This window comes from Streptomyces sp. PA03-1a, from assembly GCF_033792805.1.
Classification (GTDB): Bacteria; Actinomycetota; Actinomycetes; order Streptomycetales; family Streptomycetaceae; genus Actinacidiphila.
In genome coordinates this window covers 1-26030 of the sequence record NZ_JARAVO010000126.1, presented here as the reverse complement: position 1 = coordinate 26030, position 26030 = coordinate 1, and the positions used below count along the sequence as shown (strand labels likewise).

Below are 26030 nucleotides of genomic sequence, written 5' to 3'. Positions count from 1 at the left end.
ACCCGAAAACACCATCCGCACCAGCTCGTTGACATCCATCACATGAAAATCAACGACCCTCACAACTCTCCGTCACCACCGAATGTGAGACAGAGCCCATTGAACGGCACCTCTCTGTGTCAAGCGGGGGCGATCAGAGAGGTATCCCAACGTGTTGGATCGGCGCCGGAGATCGTGGTCTGCAGCCATGATGTCCGAGGCTGTGGCAGGGGTCGCTCAAGTTACACCTGCCGCCTGCGGGCTGGCCCTCGAACGGCGTGCGTCCCGGCCACAGCCGCCGACGGGAGTGGCTCGAGAGAGGTCTGCACTGCCCAACGTTGCTCTGCCCTCCTCGTCGGTCACCTGGAGTCGACCACGAAGGAGACACCGTGCCACCCCGCCCCTCCGCCGACCCCGCATCAGGCCAGGTCACCATCGCCATCGACCCGCACAAGGCCTCCTGGACGGCCGTCGCCGTCGACGCCCGCCTACGGCCCATGGACGCCTTACGCGTCCCGGTCAGTCGAGCCGGGTACCGCGACCTACTCCGCTTCGCCCGGCAGTGGCCCAAGGCGATATGGGCCATTGAAGGCGCCAGTGGCCTGGGTGCCCCGCTGACCTCTCGGCTGGCCGCCGATGGCATCTCGCCCACGGACGTGCCGGCCAAGCTCGCCCGCCGGGTGCGGCTGCTGTCCACCGGCCACGGTCGCAAGAGCGACGAGGCCGACGCCCTGTCCGTGGGGATCGCCGCCCACACCGCAACCAGGCTCCATACCGCCCAGATCGACGAGGCCTCGCAGCCCTGCGCACCCTGACCGAGCACCGCGACGACCTGGTCCGGACCCGCACCCAGACCGTCAACCGCCTCCACGCGTTGATGACCAAGCTCGTGCCCGCCGGCCTGCCCCGCAAGCTGACCGCCGATACCGCTGCCGCAGCCCTGCGGGGCATCCGGCCGAAAGCATCGCTGGCCCGCACCCTGCGCGGCCTGGCCACGGATCTGGTCGTCGAGATCCGCCGCCTGGACCGCCGGATCACCACCGTCACCGAGCAGATCACTACAGCAGTAACCGAGACCAGCACCACCCTCACCGAGCTCCACGGCATCGGGAACCTGTTGGCAGCGAAGATCCTTACCCGCAACGCAGGCGTCGGCCGCTTCCGCTCGGAGGCTGCATTCGCCTCCTACTGCGGCGTGGCACCCCTGGAGGTGTCCTCCGGGGACGTGAAGCGACACCGACTCTCGCGAGCAGGAGACCGGCAGCTGAACTCCGCCCTGCACGTCATGGCCATCACCCAGATCCGCCACCCCACCCCGGGGCAGGCCTACTACCAGCGCAAACGCCGCGAAGGAAAAGGCCACAAAGAAGCCCTCCGCTGCCTCAAGCGCCGACTTGCCGATGTCGTCTACCGCACGATGCTCCGCGACCGGGATACCTCTCTGATCGTCCCCGCTTGACACAGAGAGGTGCCGTTCTTTGTACAGTCCCCGGGCTGGCGCTGGACAGTCGTCGGGCATGCGGCTTCTTGGGCCGCGGCAGCGTGTGAAGCGCGAGTATCCGAGGCCTGCCAAGCAGAACGCGTACGGCTGCCCGTGGTCGAGTGCTGCTTTGTTGTCACGCTGGCCGTGGACAGGAACCGGGGACGGCTGCGAGGTCCGGCAGCGGACCGTCCTGATGACGCACCGGCGCTAGCGGCTACTTACCGGTCGTCCTTGCTCTGGTCGTCTTCGAAGATGAAGAGTGGCTTGGCGCGACGTGCTGGTGTTTCGGCGAGCTCGATGGCTTCGGTGAAGCGTTCGAGTGGGAACGGCGTACCTTGGGGGATGCTCAGCACTTCATCGGCGACGAGAGTGCGCACCTGGGACAGTGCGCGCAGCGCCTCCTGGGGCGAGGCGGTGCCGAACCAGCGGTTCAGCCAGAAGCCACGGACTGTTTTGGTCTCGTAGATGACTGAGCGTGCCTGGAGCGGGATCGTCAGCGCCGCCGGGTCGGTCTGCCGATGGGTGGAGAGTGCGCCGTAGACCACGACCTGTCCGCCCGGAGCCAGTGCCTGGGACACCTGGGCACCCACGTGGCCCGCGACGCAGTCGATGGCCTTGTGCACGCCGTCCAGTCCCGCGGTCTCGGCTACCCGCTGCACCAGGTCCTCGTCCTCGGTGCAGATGACCTCGTCACCACCGAGCGCCTTGATCTCCTCAACGGCGTCGCGCCGCCGCACGACATTGATCGTGCGAATGCCCAGATGCCTGCACAGTTGGATCACGAGTCGCCCGACGGTGGAGCCGGCGGCGGTCTGCAGCAGCCATTCGCCCGGCTGCACGTTGAGTTCGCGCGTCACGAGGAGCAGCGCGGTCAGGGGGTTGACGGCGAGCTGACAGGCGCTGGAGTCGCTCAGATCGTCGGGGATGGGCAGGAGCCTTCGTGTATCGGCGACAAGGTATTCCTGCCAGGTGCCGGCCACGGGAGGCCCGGGTACCGCGGGGACCGCGGCGACCACCACGCGCTCGCCGGTCGTCAGTCCCTCGGTATTCGGGCCCAGGGCTGCGACACGGCCCACGCATTCCATGTGACCGCCGACGGCCGGAAACTCGGGGGAGAAGCCGTAGCGGCCACGCAGCACGTGCAGATCGCTGGCGTGAATCGGGGTCGCCTTCACACGGATCAACGCCTGGCCGGCTTTCGGCGTGGGAACGGGCCGGGATTCCAGCCGCAGGACCTCGGTGGGTTCGCCGACCTTGCCGGCTACGAGCGCGCGCAGGGATTGAGGCATGGGGGACCTTTCGTTTCTCGGAGTCCTTTGGATCTTTTGTTTCTGCATTTCGGAGCCCGGCCCGGAATTTCAAGGGGCAATGTGGCGTCCGCTGAACGCCCGCTGCCTAGATTCGGCTCAGGGGGCCGACGAGTGTGCATCTGCAGGTTGGCGATCGAGTCACGCCCCTGTGGTCGTGTCCGTGCAGAACAGCAGCGAGCATCCAGAATTACCTAATTCTGACTGCATTTCCTCATTTGTGGAGGAAATGAGTGTGATGTTCAGGCGTAATCGGCGTCCGAAGGGTCGGCGCAGTACTTCGCGTACTCTGTCCCGGCGAAGTGCTCGCCCAGCTTCCGGGAGAAGTACTGGAGCATGGGCAGCGGCCGGTGGTTCATCACCAGATGCTGTGTCTGTCCCTCTTCATTCTTGTAGACGACGGCGATGTTGGCGATCGGCCTGCCGTCCACCGTTGCCGCGTAGTCCTCGACGAATCCGTTCTCTCCGTACTTGCCGATGTAGATGAAGTCCTGGAATTCGTACAGGGTGCGCGCGAAGGACAGGATGGCGAGGACGTCCTTGGCTCCGTGGACGGTACCGGTGAGGACGCCGGCTTCCAGCGTCACATCGTCGGCAAGATTGTCCAGCCAAGGGGGGTAGTAGTCCTTGCGCTGCCGTGCCGGGTCGCCGCTGCCCAGATACGTCGGTGGCGTGTTGTAGGTCATTTTCAAACTCCTTATCGGTTGAACTTTCTACAGAGTTGCAAGACGTGACAGGCATCGTCCAACACAAGTCAGAGACTGCCGCCATCTCGCTGAGAGATACTCGGGGCTGGCTGGGGGATACTCGGAGGGTGGAACTGCGCCAGCTCGAGTACTTCGTCGCGGTCGCCGAGGAAGCGAACTTCACCCGCGCCGCGGCACGGGTGCACGTCGTCCAGTCGGCGGTCTCCACCACCATCAAGAACCTTGAGCGGGAACTCGGCACACCGCTGCTGGAGCGCACCCCCAAACGCGTGCTGCTCACCGATGCCGGTGCCGCGCTGCTCCCGCGCGCGCACGCAGCTCTCGACGCGGTCCGGGAGGGCGTGGACTCGGTGGCTGAGGTCCGCGGCGGACTGCGCGGCACCCTGCGGCTGGGCGCGATAGCCACGGTCGGGCTCATCGACCTTCCGGTGTTCCTTGGTGAATACCACCGGCGCCATCCCCGGGTGTTCCTGCAGACCAGCACCGCCCCGTCCGGCTCCCAGGGCCTGGCCGAAGCCCTCCTCGAACGTCGGCTCGACCTCGCCTTCGTCTCGGGGCCCGGGCCGCACCCGTCAGGCCTCGCGCTGACCGACCTCGCCACCTCGGTGCTCGACCTCGTCGTACCGGCCGGCCATCCGCTCGCAAAACGCCCCACTGTGTCGATCACCGAACTGGCCGGCCTGGAATTCGTCGACTTCCCCGTGGGCTACAGCAACCGGACCGTCGCGGACCGGGCCTTCGACGCCGCCGGCGTCCCCCATCACGTCGCCATCGAGATCACCGACATCACCACCGGCGTTGCCTACGTCCAAAATGGTCTGGGCGTGGCGCTGCTCCCACGCGTCGCCGTCGGTAAGGCACAGGACGTCGCCACGCTGACGGTCGAGGATTCGGATCTGGAATGGCGGTTTTCCCTGGCCGCTCCGTCCGAGCGCCCGCCCGGTGCTGCGGCACGGGCCATGATCGCGATGGCGCACGAGTTTCTCTGGCGAGGGTGAGCAGCACCTCAAAGTGCATTGCTCCAGCCGTAGATCGTGATCACGGACCGGGGTTGCTCAGCCCAGGTAGATGTCCTTGCGGGCGGCCACGAACTCCTCGATCGACTGTGCTGGAGTTCCCGTCACACGCTCGACGCCGTCGGCCGTGCGGTTGTAGCGGTCGTCCCGGTGCAACCGAGCCATTGTGGCGACGTGCTGTACGAGGTGTGGCGGCATCCCCATCTTCGGGAGCTGCGCCTCCCACTTCTCCGGGGGCACGTCCACGTAGGACACCTGGCGTCCCAGTGCCCGCGAGAACTCCTCGGTCAGCTGCGTCATGTCGACGGAGCGGGGCCCGGTCAGCTCATAGACCTGCCCGATGTGCGGAGCGGGGTCGCGGAGCACGGTGGCGACGACCCGGGCGACATCGTCCACGGCGATCGGCGAGGTGCGTCCGGCGCCGAACGGCAGCGCGATCGAACCGTTCTCCTTGATTGACCGCGCCGCCATCATGGTGAACAGCGGAGTGTCCAGGAACGCCGTCGGCCGGATGTGCACCACGGGCAGCCCCGACCAGTTGAAGACCTGTTCCGCCAGCCAGTGCAGCCGCTGCTGGTGCGACTCCTTGGTGCTGGTGGCTGTCATCTGTGACACCGTCATCTGGGACAGGCCGACCAGGGCCTGAAGCGTCCCGTACTCCTTCGCAACGGAGGCCACCACGGTCGCGGCCAGCAGGTGGTCCGGCGACACGCGCATCGCGAAGTACATGCGCGTCACGCCCTGCAGCGCGGCCGCTACGGTCTCGGGCCGGGTCAGGTCGCCGAAGACGACTTCCGCGCCGAGCTTGCGGAGCTCGGCCGCACGCTCGTCCTCGGTGCGGACCATGAAACGCACCGGCACGTCTTGAGCACGCAAGTGCTCGAAGACCGTACGACCCACACCGCCGGCGCCGGGGATAAGAACAAGGTTGTTGGCACTCATCAGTCAATCTCCTTCGGAGTGATGGATATTCGAGTTGAGGTGTGATCAGAGCGGCAGTGGAGCTGTCAGCAAGACATAGGCTTCGGCGGTGTCAGCGCTGATCCGGGTGGCCTTGCCGACGCCGGCGCTACGGGCGATGCCCGCCATGGAGAGCTCGCCTGTCGTGGCGCGCTCCTTGAGCTGCCGCAGCATGGTCTCGATGATGGCGGTGTCGGCGGCGTCACTGCGGGGGCCTTCCCGGCAGGCGCTCGCCTTCGGTGTCTCGCGGGGATGGTTTGTGGTCACCGTTGGACTCCTTCGGTCTGGCTTTGGGATTTCTCACCGCCGCCGGCCACGGCGACGTCCTTGCGCGGCAGGAAGATCAGCACGACGACCGCACCGACCAGTGCGACGATTGCTGCCCCTACTGCGGTGATGTGCATGGCGTGATTGAAGGCGTCGTGTGCGGGCTGCACGAGCGCCCTGCCGGCCGGTCCCAGTTTCTCGGCGACGGTCAGGGTCGCTTGGACGGATTCACCTGCGGCGTGCCGGTCGGAGGGGGGCAGTACGTTCAGGTGGCCGTCGATACCGCTGCGGTAGGTGGTGGACAGTAGCGATCCCAGCACGGCGACGCCCATGGCTCCGCCGACCTGCCGGAAGGTGTTGTTGACCGCGGACCCGGAGCCGGCCTTCTCCCGCGGTAGCGACGACATGATCACGACGGTGGCGGGCGGCATCACATGCGCCATGCCCGTGCCCATGAAGAAGAACAGCACTTCCAGTACCCAGATAGGGGTGTTCTGGTCGAGGAGCAGGAAGCCGCCAAAGCCCAGGGCGGTCAGAACGAGGCCGGCGGCGCACACGGATCGGACTCCGAAGCGGTTGACGGCCAACCGGGCCCGCGGGGCGAAGAACATCTGGGAGGCGGCCAGCGGCAGGACGAGCAGTCCGGACTGCAGGACGCTGTAGCTTCGCACGCTCTGGTTGTAGAAGACACTGAAGAACGTGACGCCCATCAGGGCGAAGAAGACCAGGCCGATGGCCGCGACCGACGCGGAGAACCGCCGGTTGCGGAAGTAGGTGACATCGAGGGCCGGATGGTCGCTGCGTGCCTCGTACACCACGAAGCCGGCGAGGACCGCCAAGCCGCCGAGGATCGTCGCCCAGGCCTCGGGCCGGGTGAAGTCGCCGTACTGGCCGCCCTTGATGATGCCGTAGACCAGTACGGCCAGACCGACGATCGACAGCAGCACTCCGAAAGGGTCGAGCTTGCCGGGCCTTCGGTCCTTGGAGTCGGGGACGACCACCACCATGGCGGCCATCGCGACGACCACGATCGGCACATTGACCAGGAAGACTGAGCCCCACCAGAAGTGCTCCAGCAGGACGCCGCCGGCGATGGGGCCGGCGGCGATGGCGAACCCGACCACACCGGTCCATATGCCGATGGCCCTGGGCTGCTCCTCGGGCTCGAAGACGTTCATGATGATTGCCAGGGTGGCGGGCAGGATGAAGGCCCCGCCGAAGCCCATCATGGCGCGGAAGGTGATGAGCTGCCCGGAGGAGTCCGACAGCGCGGACAGCACGGATCCCACGCCGAACACGGCCATGCCGAAGAGCAGTACCTTCTTGCGGCCGAGCCGGTCACCGAGCAGGCCTGCGGTGAAGAGCAGCCCGGCGAAGACCAGCGTGTAGGAGTTGACCGCCCACTCGAGCTGACTCTGGGTGGAACCCAGCCCGGTGGGAGCAGGCTGGGCGATCGTCTTCATCGCCACGTTGAGTATCGAGTTGTCCAGCATCACCACCAGGAGGCTGAACGCGAGCACAGCCAGGATGCCCCAGCGTCGGCGGTGGACCACCTCGGAAACCCTGCGCTGCTGGGCAGGCGCCGCGGGGGGCAAGGACGGCGCGGGTGAGGAGGATTCGGCGGGGGTGGGCGGTGACGCCACAGGGTCTCCAGTGCTGTCGGTGGATCCGCGAGTGCCGTGCGGAGGCGGTCGGCCTCGGGCGGCAAGGGGCAGCGCAAAGCCCTGCCTGACTTGCCTAGAGGGGCCTCATCGGCGAAATAGATGTCGGGATCAGACTAAACACGGGATAGGATAGATGACAATATGCGACTATCTGAGGAGGGTGGTCCCGTGGGCCGCGTATCGAGGGCGCAGGCACAGGAGAACCGGCAGCACGTCGTGGGCATCGCCTCACGCATGTTCCGCGAGCGCGGCACCGCGGTCAGGATCGCCGACCTGATGCAGGCAGCCGGGCTCACCCACGGCGCGTTCTACAAGCAGTTCGCGTCCAAGGATGACCTGGTGGAGGAGGCCATCGCCCACGCCTTCGAGGACCCGACGGCCCACTCGCCCGTGCCGCTCGAGGATCAGGCCGGGGAGTACGAAGCCGTCCGACGGACGTTGATCGAGCAATACCTCTCGACCTGGCACCGCGATCACGTCGGGGAAGGCTGTCCCGTCTCCGGATTTGCCCCCGATCTGGGGCGTGACCCTGACCAGGCCGCCCGCTCCCAGCAGGTCTACATCAACGGGGTGCGGAACCGGGCCGCACGGCTGGCCACCGGCGACGACGGACTGGCTCAGCTATGCACCATGGTCGGCGCTCTCCTCCTCGCCCGCGCTACCCGGGGCAACCCGATTTCCGAAGAACTGCTGCAAGCCGCGCACACCGCTCTCACCGAGATCGGCACCAGGCAATCCGAGCCGCAAGCGCACGGACCGACTCGGGCCGAGTGACGGCGGTGGCGACCGCCCCGGTTTCGGTTCGGCCCCGTCGCTTGACCATGTCCCTGGCGCAGCCGGCGCCTTCGAGGCTGCTCGTACCCGAACTCGGACCGGGCAGACCCGGCAAGAAGCCGAGATCCTCGCAGCGGACAAGGGCCTACGGCAGCGACCCATCCACGACGACTTGCGATGCCGCCGCATCCGACGCACCATCCCGGACCGACAGCCAGCGAAAATCCAGACAACCACCGGCTTCGACGAAGACCGGTACAAGAAACGCGACACCACCGAGCGAGCGATGACCCGGCTCAAGCAGCACAGGTCGCGCCCACCTGGTATGCCAAGCGTGGCTGCGTCTTGCCCGGCGCTACCACCGCAGCCGCACTCGCCGTCTGGCCCCGCACACGATCGGCCGGACACCTCCCAGATTTTTCCTGGGTACAGGTATTCCCGCGCTGTACGTGCTCCGTCAGCCGAGGTGTTCGCGGAACCAGGTGAGGGCAGCGGTGCTGGCCTGGTCGAACTGTTCGACGTAGGGGTCGAAGTGGCCCCCGGGGAGCAGATGCAGCCGTTTGGGTTCGAGTGCTCGCTCGTAGGCCGCGAGGGCGAGGTCGGTGACGGTGACGGTGTCGCTCAGGGCGATCACCATGAGCAGTGGGGTGGGGGAGACCCGTGTGATCCAGGTTCCGGGCTCATACGTGCGGGCCGCGCGGGTGGACCGGATGGTGACCTTGTTCTCCCACATGCCGCCGGGCGCGGGCTGCAGGTAGAAGTCGAGGGCTTCCTGTGTGCGGTAGGCGGCGGGGACCGCGGGATCGCTGCTGACGACGGCCTGCGTGCGCGGGACCTCGCCGCGGAAACGCGCCCGCTCGTCCTCGGCGAAGGATTCTTCCAGCGCGGCGACGGCGTCCGGTGCTACGCGGCGTTGCCCCTGCTCGAATCCGCTGATGGTGGGCACCTGGGCGACCACCGCCCGCAGTCGGCGGTCGGTGGCGCCCAGCACGATGGCGTGGCCGCCGGCGTAGCTGGTGCCCCACAGACCGATGCGGTCAGGGTCGACCTCGGGCCGGCTCTCCAGGTAGGAGATGGCCCGTCGCCAGTCGGTGATCTGCTGCCAGGGGTCGACGTCCTGCCGGGGCTCACCTTCGCTGGCCCCGAAGGTGCGGTGGTCGTGCAGCAGCACGGCGAATCCGCCTTCGGCGAAGGCCCGCGCGAACGGTTCCAGGCCGTGTTCCTTGATCCCCGCATAGCCGTGGGCCATGGTGATCGCCGGATGCGGCCCCGGCCCGTCGGGCAGGCAGAGCCAGCCGCGCAGCGTGACTCCTGGGTCTGCGGCGAACTCGACGTTCTTTCGTTTGACCATGAACAACGGCCTCCTTGGTATGCCGGGACTCGGTCCCGGATGGATCAGATGAGCTTCAACGACGCCGCTCGGTGAATGCGCAGGCCGGGTTCTGGATGCTCGCCGAGGGGCGGTCACGGGCTGCGCGGTAGCGTGTGTGACGGCGCGTTCGTCGTACTGGGCGGCTGTCGGTTCACCAGCGTGGCGCGGTGTCGGCGAGTTGGAGTTGGCCCCTGCCGAAGGAGAAGTTCTCGTTCGGGGTGGGGATCAGCGCGATGAATATGTCGTCGGGTGAAATGCCGAGTGCGCCGGCCACCAGCTTGTTGATGGTGGCGGCAACGGCCCGCTTGTCCTTGAGGGGGCGGTGGGCGCCGAGGAGTACGGTGATGATCACGGCGTCGCTGCTGCGTTGCATGCCCATGAAGGTCGGGTCCAGGAACAGCTCGTTCTCGCCGTGTTCGCTGATCATGATGAAGCGGTCGCCCTCGGGGATGCCGAGGCCCTGGACCAGGGACTGGTTGAGGGCATCGGCGAGCGCGCGTTTCTGCTCCGCGGTGTAGCGGCGTGCGGGAACGTGGGCGTGGAAGACGGGCATGGGATCCTCCTTGGAGGACGGTGCGGTGCTGTGTCGGTCGGGCGCGGTGGCGACGAGGAGGGGCGCTGCGGCGCATGTCCGCCCGCGGGTCGCCGGGGACTTCAGACGAAGGCGCTCTGTCCGGTGATGGACTTGCCGACGATCAGGGTCTGCATCTCGCGGGTGCCCTCGTAGGAGTAGAGGGCTTCGGAGTCGGCGAAGAACCGGGCGATGTCGTAGCCGAGCAGGATGCCGTTGCCGCCGAAGATCTCGCGGCTCCAGGCGACGACCTCGCGCATCCGTGAGGAGACGAAGCCCTTGGCGAGCGCGGACTGTTCGTCGCGGAAGATGCCGGCGTCCTGCAGGCGGGCGAGCTGCACCAGCATGCCCCAGGAGGCGGTGATGTTGCCGAGGCTCTTGACGAGCAGGTCCTGCACCATCTGGAACTTGGCGATCGGGCGGCCGAACGCGATGCGCTCCTTGGCGTAGTCCAGGGCCAGTTCGTAGGCGCCGATCATGAGGCCCAGCGACTGCCAGGCGACTCCGCTGCGGGTCATGCGCAGGATCTCCGCGACGTCCCGGAAGGAGTTGATGTTCTGCAGCCGGTCCGTCTCGGGCACGCGCACGTCGGTGAGGGTGATCTCGGCGTTCTGCACGATGCGCAGTGCGATCTTGCCCTCGATCTTCTCCGGGACGAACCCGGGCGTGCCCTTCTCGACGACGAAGCCCTTGACGTGGTTGTCGTCGACGTCCCGTGCCCACACCACGACGTAGTCGGCGAAGGTGGCGTTGCCGATCCACTTCTTGGCGCCGTTGAGGACCCAGGTGTCGCCTTCGCGGCGGGCGGTGGTGCGCATCCCGCCGGCGACGTCGGAGCCGCCCAGGGGCTCGGTGAGGGCGAACGCGCCGATCTTGTCCATGGTGGCCATCTGCGGCAGCCAGCGGTCGCGTTGTTCCTGGCTGCCGCCGTGGTGGATGGAGTAGAAGGCGAGTCCGTTGTGGACGCCGAAGAAGGTGGCGACGGAGGAGTCCGTACGGCTGAGTTCCATGGCCATCATGCCGCCCAGCAGGTGGCTGACGGCCGACTGGTGCTCGCCGTAGCCGTCGTAGGACAGTGCGGCCAGGCCGCTGCCGCGGAACTTGTCGATCAGTTCGACGGGGAACTCGCCCTTGGCCCAGTTGTCGTTCACCAGGGGCTTGATCTCGTCCCGCATGAGGGTGCGGGCCTTGAGGAGGATCTTGCGTTCCTCGTCCGGGAGCAGCGCCTCGTAGTGGTAGAAGTCGGCGGCCAGATCGTCTTCCAGCGCGGTGAGCTCGTGGTCCATGTCAGTTCTCCTTGGTGCGGTTGGTCTGGGCGGTGCGGTGCAGTGCGGCCAGGACGGCGAGTTGCCTGCGGTCGCGTTCGCCGGCGAGGTCGGCGTAGCTGTGGGAGCCGTAAGCCTGCTCCACGGCTTTCACGACGCGTTCCTGGTCCGCGGGGTCGTTCGACGGCTGTCCGGGGGCCAGGTGGCCCATGGATGCGCCGATGTGCTCGATCAGGTGGCGGTAGCCGCCCGGGCCGCCGCCGAGGTGCTGGCCGAGGAAGAGGCCGACGGTGGCCCAGCGGATACCGAGCGAGGTCGTCAGCACCGTGTCGAGGTCGTCCGGGGTGATGACGCCCTGCTGGACGAGGTAGGTGGCCTCGCGGCTGACCGCGCGCTGGAGGCGGTTGCCGACGAACCCGGGGATCTCCTTGCGTTCGACGACGGGGGTGCGGCCGAGGAAGGTGTAGAAGTCGACGGCGTCCTGGACGGCGTCCTCGCTGGTGCACTTGCCCGGCACGACCTCGACCAGCGGGATCAGGTGGGGCGGGTTGAACGGGTGGCCGATGAGGATCCGGCTCGCGTCCTGGAGGTGCCCGGTGAAGGCGGTCGCGGGGATCGCGGAGGACGAGCTCAGCAGCAGCGCGTGCCAGGGGGCCTCCTTCACCAGTCGGGCGAACAGCCGCTTCTTGAAGTCGAGGTTCTCGGGGCCGTTCTCCTGGACGACGTCGGCGTCGTGGACGGCTTCGGTGACGTCGCCGGCGAGGTGTACCCGGCCGGCCAGGGCGCCGACGTCGAGGCCCAGGGCGGCCAGGTGCGGGGTGAACTGTGCCAGCGCGGTGTCGACGGCCTCGGCGAGGTCGGGGCGCGGGTCGCTGACCCGGACGGTCAGGCCGTGGGCGGCGAACAGCGCGGTCCAGGACAGCCCGATGGTGCCGGCGCCGATCACGGCGGCGGTGCGGAAGGGGTGGGTCATGGTGTGCCTGCCTGGAGGTAGTCGAAGACCGGTGTGACCGGCGCGAGGGTCAGGTCGGTGAGGATGTGGCTCGCCGAGACGATCTCCAGGACGGGCAGGTCGGCCAGCGGCGCAAGCACGTGCTGGAACAACTGCAGCCGCGCGGGGCCGGTGTAGGCGGCTTTGACGACGACGTCGGTGATCTGGGTGCGGACCAGTTCCTGGATGCGCGGGGTGCCGTCGTATCCCGGGATGGTCTTGAGCATGAAGGTCGGCACCGTGATCTGCGCCCGGGCTTCGCGTGGGTCGAGCGGGTGGTGCTTGTAGCCCATGGTCGCGGTGGCCACCCGCAGTGTGCCGTAGTCGAGGGTGCCGACCAGGGTGTCGTGGTCGGCGTACAGCTTCGGTGCGCCCATGACTTTCGGGTAGGCGCCGATCTCGCGTCCGGCCGCTGTCGCCGGGAAGTTGTCGAGGTACATCGCGTGCAGGTACTCGCCCCGCTCGTCCTCGAAGCTGACCTGGATTGCCTGGCCGCCCTCGGTGTAAGGGCCGTACCCGGTGACGTCGTTCATCTTCATGATCTCGAACCGGACCAGTGGCTCCTCGATGCGCAGGGGCTCGGGGACGACGGCGCGCAGCACGTCGGGGTCGGTGCGGTAGACGACGCTGAGGTATTCACGGTCGGTGAACCGCGGTGTCACGGGTGGGAACGCCGGGCTGGTCAGCGGGGTGGTCGCGTGGCGGCGTACGTCGGGGATCCGCATGTCACTTCCCCGTCCACCGCGGTGCGCGGCGTTCGGCGAAGGCGGTCATGCCTTCGCGGACGTCGGCCGAGGCCATCAAGTTGTCCTGCGCCTCGCGCTGCGCGGCGAAGGCGTCGGTCTCGGGTGTGCCGTCGGCGTGCCGCAGAAGGTTCTTCACCGCGGCTAGTGCGAGCGGCGCGTTGTGCGCGAGCTGCTCGGCGAGTTTCAGGGCGGTGGCCACGGCCTCGCCGGGCGCGGTGACCCGGTTGGCCAGGCCCAGTTCCCCGGCGCGGCGACCGCTGACGGGCTCACCGGTGAGCAGGAACTCCATGGCGAGGTGGTACGGGATGCGCCGGGGCAGCCTGATCACGCCGCCGCCCGCGGCGATCAGACCGCGTTTGACCTCGGGCAGGCCGAGCGTCGCGTCCTCGGCGGCGACGATGAGGTCGCACCCCAGGGCGAGCTCGAAGCCGCCGCCCAGGGCGAAGCCCTCCACGGCGGCGATCAGCGGCTTGGTCAGTTCGGCTTCGGTCAGGCCGCCGAATCCGCGGCCCGGGATCACGGGCAAGTCGCCGTTCAGGGCGGCCTTGAGGTCCATGCCGGCGCTGAAGGTGCCCTTCGCTCCGGTGAGGACACCGGCCCGCAGGGTGCTGTCGCTCTCCAGTTCGTCGAGCGCGGCGGTCAGGCCGGCGGCGACCGCGGAGTTCACCGCGTTGCGTGCCTGCGGGCGGTCGATCGTGATCAGGAGCGTCGAGCAGATCCGCTGGACGCGCACTTCGCTGTTCATGATTTCTCCCACTGCTCCGCGCGGCTCAGCCGGCGTCCGTCAACTCGGCGAGGACCTCAGCGGTGTCCTGGCCGGGAACCGGTGCCAGACGGCGGATCGAGCCGGGCGTGGCGGAGAACCTCACGGGGATCCCGATCGTGCGTACTGGGCCCTCGGTCGGGTGCTCGACCGTCTCCAGCAAGTGGCCCTCGCGGACGTAGGGGTCCTCGTGCGAGTGGTCCAGCTCCAGCACCGGCCCCATCGGGATGCTGTGCTTGGTGCACACCTCGGTCCACTCGGCCGTGGTCAGCGCGGGCGCGCATTGGTCGACCAGGTCGGACAGGTCGTCGGCGTCGGCGATGTTGAGGACGGGGCCGTTGACCCTGGGGTCGGCGGCCAGGTCGGGACGGCCGGCGGCATGGAAGAAGTCGCGGTAGTTCTGCGGCGTGTACGGGATCACGGCGGCCAGGCCGTCCTTGGTCCGCCGCGCCTTGTGGTGCTGCGACAGCGACCGCGGGTAGCCGGTGGGACCTGTCGCCGGGTCGAAGGTGTGCCCGGCGAGGTGCTCGACCAGGTTGAACGTGATCAGCGTGTCGGCCATCGGGATCTCGATCTGCTGGCCGCGCCCGGTCCTGTTCCGGTGTACCAGGGCGGCGAGCACGCTGTAGGCGATGGTCAGGCCGGAGACCTTGTCGGCGAGGATGGACGGAAGGTAGAGCGGCGTGCCCAGGGCGCGGTTGGCGATGTCGACCAGTCCGGAGGCGGCCTGCACGGTCTCGTCGTAGGCGGCGGCGTCCGCCCGGTCGGAGTCGCCGCGGAAGCCGGCGGCGTGCGCGTAGACCAGGCCCGGGTTGGCGGCGGCGAGGTCGTCGTAGGTCAGGCCCAGACGGGCGAGCGCGCGGGGGCGCATGTTGGTGATCAGTACGTCGGCGGTGTGGATCAGCTCCAAGGCCTGGGCGTGCTCGGCCTCGTCCTTCAAATCCAGGGCCACGCTCCGCTTGTTGCGGTTGACATTGAGGTGCAGCGGGGTCATGCCCGGCGTGTTGCGGTACTCACCCACGTGAAGGGAGTCCGAGGGTGACTCGATCTTGATGACATCGGCACCCAGATCTCCCAGGATCTGGGCCGCATACGGGCCCATGACCACGGTCGAGAGGTCGATCACCCGCACCCCATCGAGCGGTCCGGGGGAGTGCATTTCCGCCACGGTCGCGTCCTTTCGCTGCTTTTGTCGGATACGAAAGAAACGCTAAGCGCACATTGCTGGCAACGGAATTATCGTATTGCTGACATCGGTGTGACCGCAGCGGTCACACCGATGCAGGCCCTTCGGCTGCGAAGTGGTCGGTACGGGCCCTGCACCAGCGTGTGCCGCGCAAAAAATCTTTTCACCACGCGATCAGGCCGTTCTTCCGGTGGCCAGCGCCGCCTCGAAACTTTTGGGCGCAATGGTGCCGCCTGATCCTCGTTTTAATCCTCGCTTTCTTCGAATTCAGTTTGGAGCCTGTGCCGGTGAACCAACCGACTGGCCCGGCCGCGGCCGGGCCGATGTGAGCGGGCGAGTCCGGCCCTGGGGCATCGCACAGTCGGAGCGACTTGCTCACGTGCAGGCTCCGACCCGTGGATCAGGGATAATGTGTTGGAGTGGAAATATTCCATTTGCGATACTTTGTTGCTGTTGCGGAGGAGTTGAACTTCTCGGCGGCGGCCCGTCGCATGCACATGGCCACCTCGCCGCTGAGTCAGCGGATCAGGGACCTGGAGCGAGAGCTCGACCAGCGGCTCTTCGACCGCAGCACGCACCACGTCACCCTCACGCCGGCCGGCGAGGCGCTGCTGCCGATCGCTCGGGACGTTCTGGAGCGGGTCAATTCCATTCCCTGGCGGCTCCGTGAGGCGTCCGGGGTGGTGCGCAGCACCATGTTCGTTGGCATCCCTCCAGGGGTGCACCCGCGGATCAGGGAACAGGTCACCACGCTCGCCGAGCGTGTCGGGGAGTGGTGCGAACTCCTCACCTGGCCGGGCAGCTCCAAGGCACTGATCGCCGGCGTGTGCGAGAGCAGACTCGCGCTGGCGCTGGCCCGGCTGCCGATCAACGACCCCGTACTGGACGTCCTGCCCGTCCTGTCGGAACAGCTGGGAGCGGTGGTGCCCGCCGACCGGTTCGCGGGGAGGGACTGCGTGGCCCTTGCCGACCTGAGCGATCTTTCCTTCGTCGTCTCCCCCAGGGAGATCAGGCCCACCTATTTCGAACTGCTCGACCGGGAAATGGCGGAACGAGGGGTCAGGAAACGTATCAAGCTCACCGACACCGGCTACGACGGAATCGCCGAAGTGGTATCCGGAGGGATGGCCTTCTACTTTTCCATACTTCACGCGGAAAGCCCCATGCACGGCTATGCGATGGAGAACACGAGGGTCTTGCCGTTTGCGGATTTCGAGCCCCGGCTGGAGACCGCCCTGATCTGGCGGCGCGACCGGGCCGCTGTAGGGGACCTCGACAAACTCGTCGAAGCCGCCCGTGAGGTTTTTGCCGACCCGCTCCACGTTTGAGCCGGACGCCCAGTCCGCAACGCTCCTACGTACACCTAGCCGCCCCTTGAGGATGCCCGGCTACTGCGGAAGGTCCGCAGTGGCTTCAGCCATAAGCGCCTGTTCGGCCCAGATGGTCTTGCCCTGGCCGGTGTAGCGCACCCCCCAGCGCTGCGAGCATTCAGCCACGAGGAACAGGCCGCGCCCTCCCTCATCGGTGGTGTTCGCCCGGCGGATGTGCGGAGAGGTACTGCTGCCGTCGCACACCTCGCAGATCAGGGTCCGGTCGTGTATCAGCCGCAGCCGGATCGGCTCTCGGCCGTCAGCGGATGGCGTTGGTGACCAGCTCGCTCGCGATCAGCTCCGTGGCGAAGCCAAGGGGACCAAGGCCCCACTGTTCGAGTTGCCATATGACCTGGGAGCGGGCGTCGGCGACGGCGGCAGGGTCGCATGGCAGCTTCCAGGTGACCACCTGGTCGCCGCTGAGCGCACGCGTCCGAACGACAAGGAGCGACAGGTCGTCCTCGGCCGCCAGGAGCGGCGCCGCGATGTCCGCGGTTCCCGGCAGACGTCCTCGACCGATGGCCCGCTGCGCTGCATGGCCGTGCGCAGTAGGCGGGGCACACCATCGTTCGTGCCGCATGCGCGCACCAGACTGCCCGTGTAGAAGAGCAGAGTGCTGCCTTCGGCGAGCTCGAGGTTCAGTGGTTCGAAGACCGGCTCGCCCATGCCCAAGGGCCTGTTGCCGGGCGCATCGAGGACGTGGACGAGTCCATTTCGGTCGGCGACTGCGGGTGGGGGGTGGCCGGCACTGGCCACGACGCAGCGGCGCCCGACCGGGTCCCACACGGCGTAGAGGAACGTCGCGCCGACCAGTCGTTCCACAAACCACACGGACCACTCGTTGTGCCTGCCCGCGGCATAGCGCGAGACGATGTCATCCAACCGGGCCAGTACTTCCTCGGGCGCGAGATCGAGTTCCGACAGCGCCCGAACGGCTGCGCCGATCAGCCCGATGCAGACGGTGGCCTGCACGCCGGAGACCGAGACGTCACCGACGCTGAAGGCGACACGCATGCCGGACAGAGGGACCACATCGATCCATGAGCCGTTCACCCCCGTCCCACTACGGGCGGGCAGGTACGACCGGGTGATCTCAGCCGCGCTGTGGTCCGGTGCGGCAACGGTCTCCATACGCCTTCTCAGGTCAACCGCTGCAAGGTGCTCGTGGTGGTCGAGCCAGCTCCGCACCGCCTCGTTTTCGGAGATCTCCGGTAGCGGACCGGCGGATGCCAAGATCACCGTTCGCTTGCTGCCCGGTAGGACGGACGTCACGGAACAGGCCATGAGAGCGACCGGCACAGCACGACCGTGCCGATGCATGAGGACGGTGGAGAGCCAAGGAGTGCTGGCGGTGCCCGTGGCCAGCAACATCTGCTGGAGGCAGTCCCACGGAAGCACCGGGCACAGCTCACTCACCGGTCTGCCTACGACGTCGGCCGTCGCGTAGCCCAAAAGACGCTCGGCCGCCGGACTCCACCTGGACACCAGCCCCGCGGCGTCCACCACGAACGCCGCCGGACCTCCAGTGAGGGCCGGGGTGCCGGCGGCGGATGCCCCATCCACGGTGTCCATCTCACCGACCTCGTTCGGTGAGGAAACTCCTACACGACGACGATAAAACGCCGGCGGACCCGACGCCTTTCCACCGGTCCGGCCAGATGGCACCGCTCTTCCACGAACGGCCCCAGATGACTTTGCCCTCGTTCCTCAGAGAGCCAGCTGCGGGTACAAGCCGCGGGATGGGCTGCCAGGCCTGCCTTGACATGGCGGGAGCGCTCGTCGACCAGCACTTCGTAGGCGCCGGCTTCGATTGCGTCCAGGGCCTGCCCGGCGGCGTTTTCGGGTGACGTCTTCGGGGAGTTGACGCGCGCGGCCAGGTCGGCTTCGACGTAACCGACGTGCAGCCCGGTCACGTCGATGCCGCGTGGCTTCAGCTCCAGGCGCAGCGAGTTGGTCTGGGAGAACAGCGCGGCCTTGGAGGCGCTGTAGGAACCCGCAAGAGCGATCCAGGTAGAGGCGGGTGGCCACGACCTCCCCGCGACGCCCGCGCCCGCGAGCTCGACGCACCCATGCCGCCGCATGGGACCTCACGGAGGGCCGAGGTCGCCGGCGCCCGCGACCTCGCCTCGTCCCGACTGGAAGGCTGGGACTTGGGGCACCCGGCAACGGCACGACGGCAAGACCATATGGGCAGAAATCGCACTACCGGACGGGCTCACCGGACCCAGAGTTGCGTCTAGTGCTGTGACCTTATCGGTTCGCTCGCACAGGGTCGGCCAGCACACCTGCCGGCAGTCGGGAACGACGTTGTCGCCTATCCGACCGTCCCGACCACCGACCCGGCGCACCTGGGCTCTGCAGCTCTCCTCAGGCGGCGACGGTTTCACCCAGGTCCACCTCGGCCGTCTCCTTTTCGGTGTCCCGCTGCCGCTTCGCCGGCGAGGCCAGGTCGGGGGCGGCGCGGTGCTCGGCGACCGTGGCGGCAGTCGTCAGCAGCGCTCCCGCGGCCAGCCAGAGCACCAGGGACAGGATGCGGCCGCCGAAGCCCGTCGAGTCGAAGTACAGCAGGCTGCGTGCGCCCTCCACGAAGCCGGCGCCATTCCAGAAGGCGTGCAGCGCGCCGAAGAAGCCGTTCTGCAGCGCGGGCTGGAGGATGCCGCCGGAGCTGGTGAAGTTCAGCATCACGAACAGCACCATCTGGACCGCCGTCGTCCAGCGCCCGAGGAAGGTGTGAAGGGCGATGCCGATGGTGAGGATGCCGGCCGAGTAGAGCCAGGCCATGCCCCACACCCCGGGCAGGTTGTGGTCGACGATGTGGAAGACCGGCCCGGCCAGCACCGCCGCTATGACGCTCATCACCAGCGCGGTGACCACGCCGATGACCGCCCGGGTCCCCATGCGCAGCGCGGCACCGGCGGTGCTGATGGCGGCGACGCCGGCGTTGGAGCCGATGGTCAGTGCGACCAGCAGGAAGAACAGGCCCTGGCCGGTGAGGTCCCCGCTGGAGAGCCGGGACAGGTCGGTGACGTGCAGGGGCGCGTCGTGCCTGCCGGCCACGGTCGTGAACACGATCTCCGCGGCGGTGGCGGAGGTGTCGGAGTTGGCCTTGGCGACCAGCAGCTCGGGGTGCTTGACGCTGGGCACGTAGGCGCCGACCAGGTCCCGGTCCATGATCCGGCGCTGAGCCGCGGCCCGGTCGGGCTCGGTGGTGACGTCCAGCGCATCACCGGCCTTGTCCTTGATCGTCTGGGCCAGCAGCTGCACCCGCGGCGAGGTGCCGATGACGGCGACCTTCAGGCCCTGCGCATGCGGTGCGTGGAAGGCGCCGAGGTAAGCCAGCCCCATGCCCAGGCACATCAGCAGCGGGGTGATCAGGAGGACCACCACATGGCGGACGGTACGGGATGTGCTGGTCGCTGTCGGCCGCCTTCCGGCCAGACGGTGGGTGCTCATTACGTGCCCTCCTTCACTGGGTAGTTGTAACGTACATATGAATTAGGTTGCATGTTGCAACCAGCGAAGAAGGGAGTGCCCCGCCATGCCCGACCGTGAGACGTCGACGGACGTCATTCAGCAAGAACTGACCGCATTCGCCCGCCGCGCCCGGCACAAGGCCGTCCAGCTCCACCAGGAGCTGACACTGGTGGCCCACAGCATGCTCGACCACATGCGCCGGAACGGCAGCTGCCACGCCGCCGACCTCGCGGCGCACTTCATGCTCGACAAGTCCACCGTCAGCCGGCAGATCGCCATGCTCGAGGCGGAGGGCATGATCGTGCGCGAGACCGACCCGGACGACCACAGGAGGCAGATCCTCAAGGCGTCCGAGAAGGGCCTGGACCAGCTGAAGGAGGCCAACCGGCAGCGCTGCTCCTCCTTCCGGGAGCGGTTCACCGACTGGGACGACCGCGACCTGGCCCAGCTGGCCGTCTACCTGCGGCGCTACAACGCCGCCGACGTCGACTGACGGAGATATCGCCGCCACCCGTGCCCGTGCTCGCCGATCGGGCAGCCTCTTCCGCATGGCCAGTCCCAGCAGCCGAACCTGTGGCCAGTTCTCGCTCCAGGCGCAGGGCCGCCCGGTCTTCCTCGCTCGCGGGCGCCAAGCGGTTGACGGTCTTCCGGCGGCGCGACCTTCCCGGCAGGCCCAGACATGGACGGCCAGCCCGTCCTCCTGGGCATCGGCTCAGTCCAGGCCGCACCGACCATTTCACGCGGAAGCTGATCAATGGCGAGGTTGTGACCGCTGCGGTCACACCGGCAGGAGCGACTCGATAATTCCGTTCCCCGTCAGAAGCACACACGGTTGATGCATCAAGGCTCCGACGCCGACATGAGGTTGGCGCGACCCCCAGGAGGGCACATGCCCACCCTCGACAGCCAGGACAATGCCCGCACGTACGCCTCGGTTCTGGCCATCCTGCGCGGCGCCGATGACCATCCGGCCGGCACCACGGATGAGGCCGAGCACGATGGTGCTCGCGCCGTGCAGAACCCGGCGCTCTGGGACCTGAGCAAGCCGACGGACGAGGGCATACCGACCCGGTACCCGCACGGCACAGTGCCGGCAGACAGGCCATCACCTGACGATTGGCTATCAGCCCGTAGCGGTGCGCCAGGGAGACTGAGCTCCGATGACACACAAGGGGGCCACGATGCAGGTAGCAGTTGTCACCTTCGACGGTTTCAACGAGCTCGACAGTTTCATCGCCGCCTCGTTGATCAACCGGTGCCGCAAGGAGGGCCTGGAGGCTTTCATCACGACGCCGACGCCGGTGGTCACGTCGATGAACGGCGTCGAGGTGACCGGGCAGCGCCCGGTGCAGTTCGTGACCGATGCCGACGTCGTGTTGATCGGCAGCGGCGTGAAGACCCGCGACGTGGTCGCCGACGACCGGCTGATCTCCACGGTGCGGCTCGACCCCTCACGCCAGCTGATCGGTTCTCAGTGCTCCGGCGCGCTGTTCCTGGCACGCCTCGGGCTGCTGGGCGACATGCCGGCGTGCACGGACATCAAGACCCGGCCCTTCGTTGAGGCCGCCGGCGTCACCGTGCTGGACGCGCCGTTCCACGCCGAGGGCAACATTGCCACTGCGGGTGGCTGCTTGGCATCGCAGTACCTCGCCACATGGGTGATCACCCGGACCCTCGGCGAGGGTGCCGCCCGCGACGTCCTCGACTACGTGGCTCCGGTCGGCGAGAACCAGCAGACGGTCGAGCGCGCCCTGCGTGCCGTCCACGCCGGCGAGGCCGCACTGCACTGACTCCTCCCGCTGAACAACCGATCGGCGTCCGACACACGATGGGAGCAGACCCATGACCGCAATCGCAGGTTCGACCGTCCTCGTCACCGGAGGCAGCCGGGGAATCGGCAGGGCCCTGGTGGAGTCCCTTTACGACCGAGGAGCCAAGAAGGTCTACGCCACCGCCCGTGACCCCAGGACGGTCACCCATCCCGGCGCGGTCGCACTGGCCCTGGAGGTCACCGACCCAGCGTCGGTGGCCGCCGTCGCGGCGCAGGCACAGGACGTCACCATCCTGGTCAACAACGCCGGTGGATCGATAGGGGCATCGTTCCTGACCTCCCCGGTCGACGATGTCCGCCGCGAATTCGAGACCAACTTCTACGGCCCCCTACAGATGACCAGGGCTCTCGTCCCGGTCATCGAGGCCAACGGCGGCGGCCACCTGCTCACCGTGCACTCCGTCCTGTCCTGGATCGCCCTGGCCGGTTCCTACAGTGCCTCCAAGGCCGCGCTGTGGTCACAGACCAACGCGCTGCGCCTGGAGCTGCAGCCGCGCGGCATCAACGTCACCGGCCTGCACGTCGGCTACGTCGACACCGACCTGGCAGCGCACGTCGACTCCCCGAAGTCTTCGCCGCACGGCGTCGCGGAGCAGGCCCTGGACGGAATCGAGTCCGACGCCTACGAAGTACTGGCCGACGAGCGCTCCCGCCAGGTCAAGGCAGGGCTCGCAGACGACCTTGCCGCCCTGTACCCCCAGTTGGCAGCCTGACGCATCCTGTCGCGACCGTCCGGCGTGATCAACCGCAGGCCTCGAGGCTCCGGAACCTGGGCACTGCTAGCACGTTCCCCGGCCAAGCCGCGTCCAGGCTCGGTGACGCATGCGCCCGCGGCGGCGGCCCGGACCGGGAAACCGCCGCCGCGAATGGGCGGCGTGTCAGTTGGAAGTCCGTAAGATAATTGCGCCGCAGAGAAGGGGCCCGCAGCAACCCTGGACACGGACCGCACAACGCTGCCCGCCCCCTGCAACCTAGGTGTGCTGTCCCGCTCAGGGCGCTGGCGTCAATGGTGGGAGCGTTGCCTACTCCTGATCGACGACAACGTTGATGTGGCACGTGGCCTGGTCACCGAATACGCCAACGGTTGCGGCGTCGCAGTACAGGGCGCGTTCCTCGATCCACGTCTGCACCTTTGCAACCTCTTGTGCCGGCCCGCGCAGTTCGACGAAGACCACGCGTGGATGGAGCGAGGCCGGTGAGTCATCGGGAAGTGTGTTCATGCCCGTGATCAACAGCGCAATCGGCACCAGGACACGCCTGGATCCGGCCTTGATCCTCGACAACGGTGGATTTCCTGCCCGGCGGGTCTTCCCTCATTCCTGGTGTCCCCAGCGAAATGATCACCGACAACGCCAAGTGCTACCGGGACCCTGCCGACTTTCACGCGGCAGCGGCAGTTCTGGGCACCCAGCAACGCTTCATCCGACCGCACTGCCCCTGGACCAATGGCAAGGTCGAACGCTTCAACCGCACTCTGCAGACCGAATGGGCCGCCAGCAACACCGCACGCGAACAAGCCCCGGCCCCCTGGCTGCAGTACTACAACACCCAACGACGGCACACCGCACTCGGCGGCCGACCACCCATCACCCGACTGACAAACCTCATGACCGAGTACACCTGGGCCCCCCACGGGGTCGTGGGCGCGAGGTCACTGTGGGTCACCGCAACCACGGCACGCCGCACCCGAGCGCCCCGAGGATCGCCCGGCGCCAGAGAAGATTCCTCACGACGTCCGTGCTTGAGCCGACTGAGAACAGCAGCGCCGGCGGTCGGGACAAGAATCAGAGAAGGTTAGGGCAGCGGTAGTAAAATAAGCGAGTAGCAGCGCCAACGGCAGTCGGGCGGCGAAAGAGATGGAACAGGATGGGCCCATCCCGCCGGGTTGGGACTGTCTACACCCGGCAACGCGGGATAGAAAACGGCTGCTGGTATCGGCGGCCGAGAGCGTTGTCGCCGAATTGGGCGCATCGGCCGCGACGGTCTACCTCAAAGTGCCGGACACCCCGCATCTGCAGGCTGCTGTCGTGGCGGTGACCGCCATGGGGATCGGAGCGCCCGAAGACGTACCCCTGAATGACAGCACCTACCCGTCGTCACGGGCGTGGCAGTCGGGCCATGTGGAGACCGCGCATCAGGTGGACTTCATGACAGGCCACCCGCATTTGGCAGCCTACGCACATTTCCCACTGCAGGCCGCGGCCGCGCCGCTCTTCTCGTTGACCCGCCGCTTCGGGACGCTTGCGGCTTTCTGGCCGCCCGTAGGTGACGAGATCGCCGAGTCAGAGCAGGAGCGACTCGTCGTCGCGGCCTCGTCGCTGGCCCACGACCTGGACCGCTTGGCCGATCATGGGACATCGATGGTCCCGCCCCTGGTACCGCACGTGGTCACCGTAGAGGGGCAGGGGGCGGGCGCCGAAAGCATGACCTCATCAACCGCTCCCCTCGTCTACCACCTGCACAAACTCGCCACGCTCCTGGCAACGACCGTTCACACCCGAGACGTCGTGGAGATGTCGATGGAGCGCGTGCTGGACGGGTTCCAGGCCCGAGCCGCCGTCGTCAGCCTGGTCGATGGAGATCGGCTCCGCGTGGCATGTGCCTCCGGCTGCGCAAGGGAATTCATCCGCACCTTGAATGGCTCACTGCTCGCGCAGCGCAGGCCGGAGACGGAGGCGGTGGACCGACGACGGCCGATGCTGTATGGCCCCCGGGATGCACTGACAGCCGGCCGGTTGCCAGAGCCGCTGTCGGACCAGGAGTCCTTCTGGATGGTCCTGCCGCTCCTTGCCGGGCGGAAGGCGGTGGGTGCCCTCGCCATGGCGTTCGGCGCCGAACGCAGGGACATCCTCGCCGAGCAGGGAACGCTGACAGCGCTGGCCACGGCAGTCGGTCAGGCGGTAGAACGAACCCAAATGCACCACGTACAGCACGCGCTGGTTGATGACCTGCAGCACGCACTGCTACCACCCGTGCTGCCCCAGCCGGCCGGAGTGGTGAGTACCAGCAGATACGCATCGGCGACCAGCGGAATCGAACTCGGAGGAGACTGGTATGACCTCATCATGCTCCCCGACAGCCGGGTGATGATGGTGATCGGGGACGTCCAGGGTCACAACACGGCTGCGGCAGTGGTGATGGGCGAGCTGCGCAGCGGCGTGCGCGCATACGCGACCGAAGGACACGACCCCGGAGTTGTCCTTACCCGGGCGAACCAGCTCCTGATCGGCCTGGAAACAGACCTCTTCGCCACCTGCTGCTGTGCCTGGCTCGATCCAGACACCGGCAGGGCGCAGATGGCCACCGCCGGGCATCCACCGCCTCTGATGCGCACGCCTGACGGCCGGATGCCACTCGTCTCTCTCGAAGCGGGCATGCCTCTCGGCATCGACCCGGAGGCGACCTTCGAGGCGATGGACCTGCAACTCGAGCCGGGTACGTTGCTCGCCTTCTACACGGACGGTCTGGCCGGCCCCGGAGGCGATGTGGACCACGAGGTGGTGAGCGTGGCCTTCGACGACCCGGGGAATCTTGAGTGCGTCGGCGACCGGCTCATCAGGGGCTTCAGCGAGTCGCCCCTGCGGTGCTCCGACGATGCCGCTTTGCTCTTGGTCGTCTACGAAGGGCCCTCGGCTGAAGCTAAGCACAATGTCCGGCAGTTGAGGATCCACCGGCGCGATCTGCAAGGAGCCGAGCGGACGCGCAGACTTTTGCGGGAGTGGTTGGCGGGGTGGGAGCTGTCCGCCATGGCTGACGATGAGGAACTGCTGGTGTCGGAGGTCGTCACTAACGGCCTGGTACACGGTGACAGCGACGTATACGTCTACGTGCACAAGTATCCCGAATGTATACGCGTAGAGGTCCGTGACAGCGATCCGCATCTCGCGCAGCCCGTAACGGTTCCCCGCGATGAGGATCAGGCCGAGGGGGGACGAGGACTGGTCATCGTTTCGGCGCTGGCTTCGGCATGGGGCAATTCACCGAGCGGACGAGGGAAGACCGTGTGGTTCGAATTGCCGATGCCGGCTGCCCATGGCGCTGATGCTTGACACGGCGCACTTTCTCATGTGGTTACCCTCGACCAGGCCGGGGCCTTGACCGGCACCGCAGTGACCTTGCGCACTCGACGCGAAGAGCTGCACGTTCTATCGTCCGCCGATGTCCAGCCCGTCCCGGCTGGGCCGGTAGCGGGCGCGCGACCTCCAGGCCTAGGTGTATTGCCCTGTGAGGTTGGGGACGCGGCTGGCGGGTGGTTTGCCGTTCAGCGCGGTGTGTCCGCGGTGGTGATTGTAGGTGTGGAGCCA

Annotated in this window: 24 protein-coding genes and 3 pseudogenes; 10 read left to right on the top strand and 17 right to left on the bottom strand. The window is 67.5% G+C overall.

Going from position 1 to position 26030, the window contains the following annotated elements:
• Positions 1-476 precede the first annotated feature (476 nt).
• A pseudogene (locus tag PV341_RS26320) lies at positions 477-814 on the top strand (IS110 family transposase); the annotation flags it as partial.
• A gap of 42 nt (positions 815-856) precedes the next feature.
• Complete coding sequence (locus PV341_RS26315; RefSeq protein WP_500359132.1) at positions 857-1438, top strand: transposase; 582 nt, start codon at positions 857-859, stop codon at positions 1436-1438.
• A gap of 242 nt (positions 1439-1680) precedes the next feature.
• Here PV341_RS26315 and PV341_RS26310 read toward each other — a convergent pair whose 3' ends face one another.
• Positions 1681-2751 (bottom strand): zinc-dependent alcohol dehydrogenase family protein, encoded by a 1071-nt coding sequence (locus tag PV341_RS26310; protein ID WP_500327858.1) that lies wholly within the window; start codon positions 2749-2751, stop codon positions 1681-1683.
• Positions 2752-3011: 260 nt separating this feature from the next.
• Complete coding sequence (locus tag PV341_RS26305) at positions 3012-3455, bottom strand: hypothetical protein (RefSeq protein ID WP_500327857.1); 444 nt, start codon at positions 3453-3455, stop codon at positions 3012-3014.
• A gap of 128 nt (positions 3456-3583) precedes the next feature.
• On the opposite strand from PV341_RS26305, the gene PV341_RS26300 reads away from it, so the two are divergent.
• Complete coding sequence (locus PV341_RS26300) at positions 3584-4474, top strand: LysR family transcriptional regulator (protein WP_500359130.1); 891 nt, start codon at positions 3584-3586, stop codon at positions 4472-4474.
• 57 nt (positions 4475-4531) lie between these two features.
• Here the strand turns inward: PV341_RS26300 and PV341_RS26295 are convergent, their stop codons facing one another.
• Genes PV341_RS26295 through PV341_RS26285 form a run of 3 tightly spaced genes read right to left on the bottom strand, consistent with a single transcriptional unit; the run spans position 4532 to position 7272 of the window.
• Positions 4532-5434 (bottom strand): NmrA family NAD(P)-binding protein, encoded by a 903-nt coding sequence (locus PV341_RS26295; RefSeq protein ID WP_500327854.1) that lies wholly within the window; start codon positions 5432-5434, stop codon positions 4532-4534.
• A 45-nt stretch (positions 5435-5479) separates the two neighbouring features.
• Positions 5480-5719: a hypothetical protein gene (locus PV341_RS26290; RefSeq protein ID WP_500327853.1), complete on the bottom strand. Its 240-nt coding sequence runs from the start codon at positions 5717-5719 to the stop codon at positions 5480-5482.
• Positions 5716-7272 carry an MFS transporter gene (locus tag PV341_RS26285; protein ID WP_500359129.1) on the bottom strand — a complete coding sequence of 519 codons (1557 nt, stop codon included), beginning with the start codon at positions 7270-7272 and terminating at the stop codon, positions 5716-5718. The genes PV341_RS26290 and PV341_RS26285 overlap by 4 nt, the downstream gene beginning before the upstream one ends.
• A 279-nt stretch (positions 7273-7551) precedes the next feature.
• Between PV341_RS26285 and PV341_RS26280 the strand changes: the two genes are divergently transcribed.
• The gene (locus PV341_RS26280) at positions 7552-8157 is read left to right on the top strand and encodes a TetR/AcrR family transcriptional regulator (protein ID WP_500359127.1); all 606 of its coding nucleotides are present in this window, start codon (positions 7552-7554) and stop codon (positions 8155-8157) included.
• Positions 8158-8302: 145 nt separating this feature from the next.
• Here PV341_RS26280 and PV341_RS26275 read toward each other — a convergent pair whose 3' ends face one another.
• From PV341_RS26275 to PV341_RS26240, 8 genes are all read right to left on the bottom strand, one after another.
• Positions 8303-8464 (bottom strand): hypothetical protein, encoded by a 162-nt coding sequence (locus PV341_RS26275; RefSeq protein WP_500359126.1) that lies wholly within the window; start codon positions 8462-8464, stop codon positions 8303-8305.
• 150 nt (positions 8465-8614) lie between these two features.
• A complete protein-coding gene (locus tag PV341_RS26270; protein WP_500327849.1) occupies positions 8615-9508 on the bottom strand; it encodes an alpha/beta hydrolase in 894 nt (297 codons plus the stop codon).
• Between the two features lie 172 nt (positions 9509-9680).
• The gene (locus PV341_RS26265) at positions 9681-10082 is read right to left on the bottom strand and encodes a tautomerase family protein (RefSeq protein WP_500327847.1); all 402 of its coding nucleotides are present in this window, start codon (positions 10080-10082) and stop codon (positions 9681-9683) included.
• A 101-nt stretch (positions 10083-10183) separates the two neighbouring features.
• Entirely contained in the window at positions 10184-11386 is a 1203-nt protein-coding gene (locus PV341_RS26260) for an acyl-CoA dehydrogenase family protein (protein WP_500327846.1), read from the bottom strand.
• 1 nt (position 11387) lies between these two features.
• Positions 11388-12338, bottom strand: coding sequence for a 3-hydroxyacyl-CoA dehydrogenase NAD-binding domain-containing protein (locus PV341_RS26255; protein ID WP_500327845.1), 951 nt, complete (start codon positions 12336-12338; stop codon positions 11388-11390).
• Positions 12335-13081: an acetoacetate decarboxylase gene (locus PV341_RS26250; protein WP_500327844.1), complete on the bottom strand. Its 747-nt coding sequence runs from the start codon at positions 13079-13081 to the stop codon at positions 12335-12337. The genes PV341_RS26255 and PV341_RS26250 overlap by 4 nt, the downstream gene beginning before the upstream one ends.
• A 1-nt stretch (position 13082) precedes the next feature.
• The gene (locus PV341_RS26245; RefSeq protein ID WP_500327843.1) at positions 13083-13847 is read right to left on the bottom strand and encodes a crotonase/enoyl-CoA hydratase family protein; all 765 of its coding nucleotides are present in this window, start codon (positions 13845-13847) and stop codon (positions 13083-13085) included.
• 25 nt (positions 13848-13872) lie between these two features.
• Entirely contained in the window at positions 13873-15024 is a 1152-nt protein-coding gene (locus tag PV341_RS26240) for a CaiB/BaiF CoA transferase family protein (protein ID WP_500359131.1), read from the bottom strand.
• A 446-nt stretch (positions 15025-15470) separates the two neighbouring features.
• On the opposite strand from PV341_RS26240, the gene PV341_RS26235 reads away from it, so the two are divergent.
• Positions 15471-16379 carry a LysR family transcriptional regulator gene (locus PV341_RS26235; RefSeq protein ID WP_500359125.1) on the top strand — a complete coding sequence of 303 codons (909 nt, stop codon included), beginning with the start codon at positions 15471-15473 and terminating at the stop codon, positions 16377-16379.
• Between the two features lie 336 nt (positions 16380-16715).
• Here the strand turns inward: PV341_RS26235 and PV341_RS26230 are convergent, their stop codons facing one another.
• From PV341_RS26230 to PV341_RS26220, 3 genes and pseudogenes are all read right to left on the bottom strand, one after another.
• Positions 16716-17993 (bottom strand): PP2C family protein-serine/threonine phosphatase, encoded by a 1278-nt coding sequence (locus PV341_RS26230; protein ID WP_500327842.1) that lies wholly within the window; start codon positions 17991-17993, stop codon positions 16716-16718.
• 135 nt (positions 17994-18128) lie between these two features.
• Positions 18129-18433 (bottom strand): annotated as a pseudogene (locus PV341_RS26225) (SDR family NAD(P)-dependent oxidoreductase); the annotation flags it as partial.
• A gap of 355 nt (positions 18434-18788) precedes the next feature.
• Positions 18789-19874, bottom strand: a complete 1086-nt coding sequence (locus PV341_RS26220; RefSeq protein ID WP_500359124.1) for an ABC-2 transporter permease — start codon at positions 19872-19874, stop codon at positions 18789-18791.
• 85 nt (positions 19875-19959) lie between these two features.
• On the opposite strand from PV341_RS26220, the gene PV341_RS26215 reads away from it, so the two are divergent.
• The 3 genes from PV341_RS26215 (at position 19960) to PV341_RS26205 (ending at position 22439) form a co-directional block, all read left to right on the top strand.
• A complete protein-coding gene (locus PV341_RS26215) occupies positions 19960-20388 on the top strand; it encodes a MarR family winged helix-turn-helix transcriptional regulator (protein WP_500327839.1) in 429 nt (142 codons plus the stop codon).
• A gap of 688 nt (positions 20389-21076) precedes the next feature.
• Positions 21077-21685, top strand: a complete 609-nt coding sequence (locus PV341_RS26210) for a DJ-1/PfpI family protein (RefSeq protein WP_500359123.1) — start codon at positions 21077-21079, stop codon at positions 21683-21685.
• 52 nt (positions 21686-21737) lie between these two features.
• Positions 21738-22439, top strand: a complete 702-nt coding sequence (locus PV341_RS26205) for an SDR family oxidoreductase (RefSeq protein ID WP_500327835.1) — start codon at positions 21738-21740, stop codon at positions 22437-22439.
• Positions 22440-22748: 309 nt separating this feature from the next.
• Here PV341_RS26205 and PV341_RS26200 read toward each other — a convergent pair whose 3' ends face one another.
• Entirely contained in the window at positions 22749-22973 is a 225-nt protein-coding gene (locus PV341_RS26200) for a hypothetical protein (protein ID WP_500359122.1), read from the bottom strand.
• Positions 22974-23062: 89 nt separating this feature from the next.
• On the opposite strand from PV341_RS26200, the pseudogene PV341_RS26195 reads away from it, so the two are divergent.
• A pseudogene (locus tag PV341_RS26195) lies at positions 23063-23323 on the top strand (integrase core domain-containing protein); the annotation flags it as partial.
• 259 nt (positions 23324-23582) lie between these two features.
• Positions 23583-25775 (top strand): ATP-binding SpoIIE family protein phosphatase, encoded by a 2193-nt coding sequence (locus tag PV341_RS26190; RefSeq protein ID WP_500359120.1) that lies wholly within the window; start codon positions 23583-23585, stop codon positions 25773-25775.
• The last annotated feature ends 255 nt before the right edge of the window (positions 25776-26030 follow it).

Bases quoted from the DNA above. Each gene is read 5' to 3' on its own strand.
- PV341_RS26315 (WP_500359132.1), top strand. From the start codon at position 857: ATGACCAAGCTCGTGCCCGCCGGCCTGCCCCGCAAGCTGACCGCCGAT.
- PV341_RS26310 (WP_500327858.1), bottom strand. From the start codon at position 2,751: ATGCCTCAATCCCTGCGCGCGCTCGTAGCCGGCAAGGTCGGCGAACCC.
- PV341_RS26305 (WP_500327857.1), bottom strand. From the start codon at position 3,455: ATGACCTACAACACGCCACCGACGTATCTGGGCAGCGGCGACCCGGCA.
- PV341_RS26295 (WP_500327854.1), bottom strand. From the start codon at position 5,434: ATGAGTGCCAACAACCTTGTTCTTATCCCCGGCGCCGGCGGTGTGGGT.
- PV341_RS26270 (WP_500327849.1), bottom strand. From the start codon at position 9,508: ATGGTCAAACGAAAGAACGTCGAGTTCGCCGCAGACCCAGGAGTCACG.
- PV341_RS26265 (WP_500327847.1), bottom strand. From the start codon at position 10,082: ATGCCCGTCTTCCACGCCCACGTTCCCGCACGCCGCTACACCGCGGAG.
- PV341_RS26260 (WP_500327846.1), bottom strand. From the start codon at position 11,386: ATGGACCACGAGCTCACCGCGCTGGAAGACGATCTGGCCGCCGACTTC.
- PV341_RS26255 (WP_500327845.1), bottom strand. From the start codon at position 12,338: ATGACCCACCCCTTCCGCACCGCCGCCGTGATCGGCGCCGGCACCATC.
- PV341_RS26250 (WP_500327844.1), bottom strand. From the start codon at position 13,081: ATGCGGATCCCCGACGTACGCCGCCACGCGACCACCCCGCTGACCAGC.
- PV341_RS26245 (WP_500327843.1), bottom strand. From the start codon at position 13,847: ATGAACAGCGAAGTGCGCGTCCAGCGGATCTGCTCGACGCTCCTGATC.
- PV341_RS26240 (WP_500359131.1), bottom strand. From the start codon at position 15,024: ATGCACTCCCCCGGACCGCTCGATGGGGTGCGGGTGATCGACCTCTCG.
- PV341_RS26230 (WP_500327842.1), bottom strand. From the start codon at position 17,993: ATGGACACCGTGGATGGGGCATCCGCCGCCGGCACCCCGGCCCTCACT.
- PV341_RS26220 (WP_500359124.1), bottom strand. From the start codon at position 19,874: ATGAGCACCCACCGTCTGGCCGGAAGGCGGCCGACAGCGACCAGCACA.
- PV341_RS26215 (WP_500327839.1), top strand. From the start codon at position 19,960: ATGCCCGACCGTGAGACGTCGACGGACGTCATTCAGCAAGAACTGACC.
- PV341_RS26210 (WP_500359123.1), top strand. From the start codon at position 21,077: ATGCAGGTAGCAGTTGTCACCTTCGACGGTTTCAACGAGCTCGACAGT.
- PV341_RS26205 (WP_500327835.1), top strand. From the start codon at position 21,738: ATGACCGCAATCGCAGGTTCGACCGTCCTCGTCACCGGAGGCAGCCGG.
- PV341_RS26190 (WP_500359120.1), top strand. From the start codon at position 23,583: ATGGAACAGGATGGGCCCATCCCGCCGGGTTGGGACTGTCTACACCCG.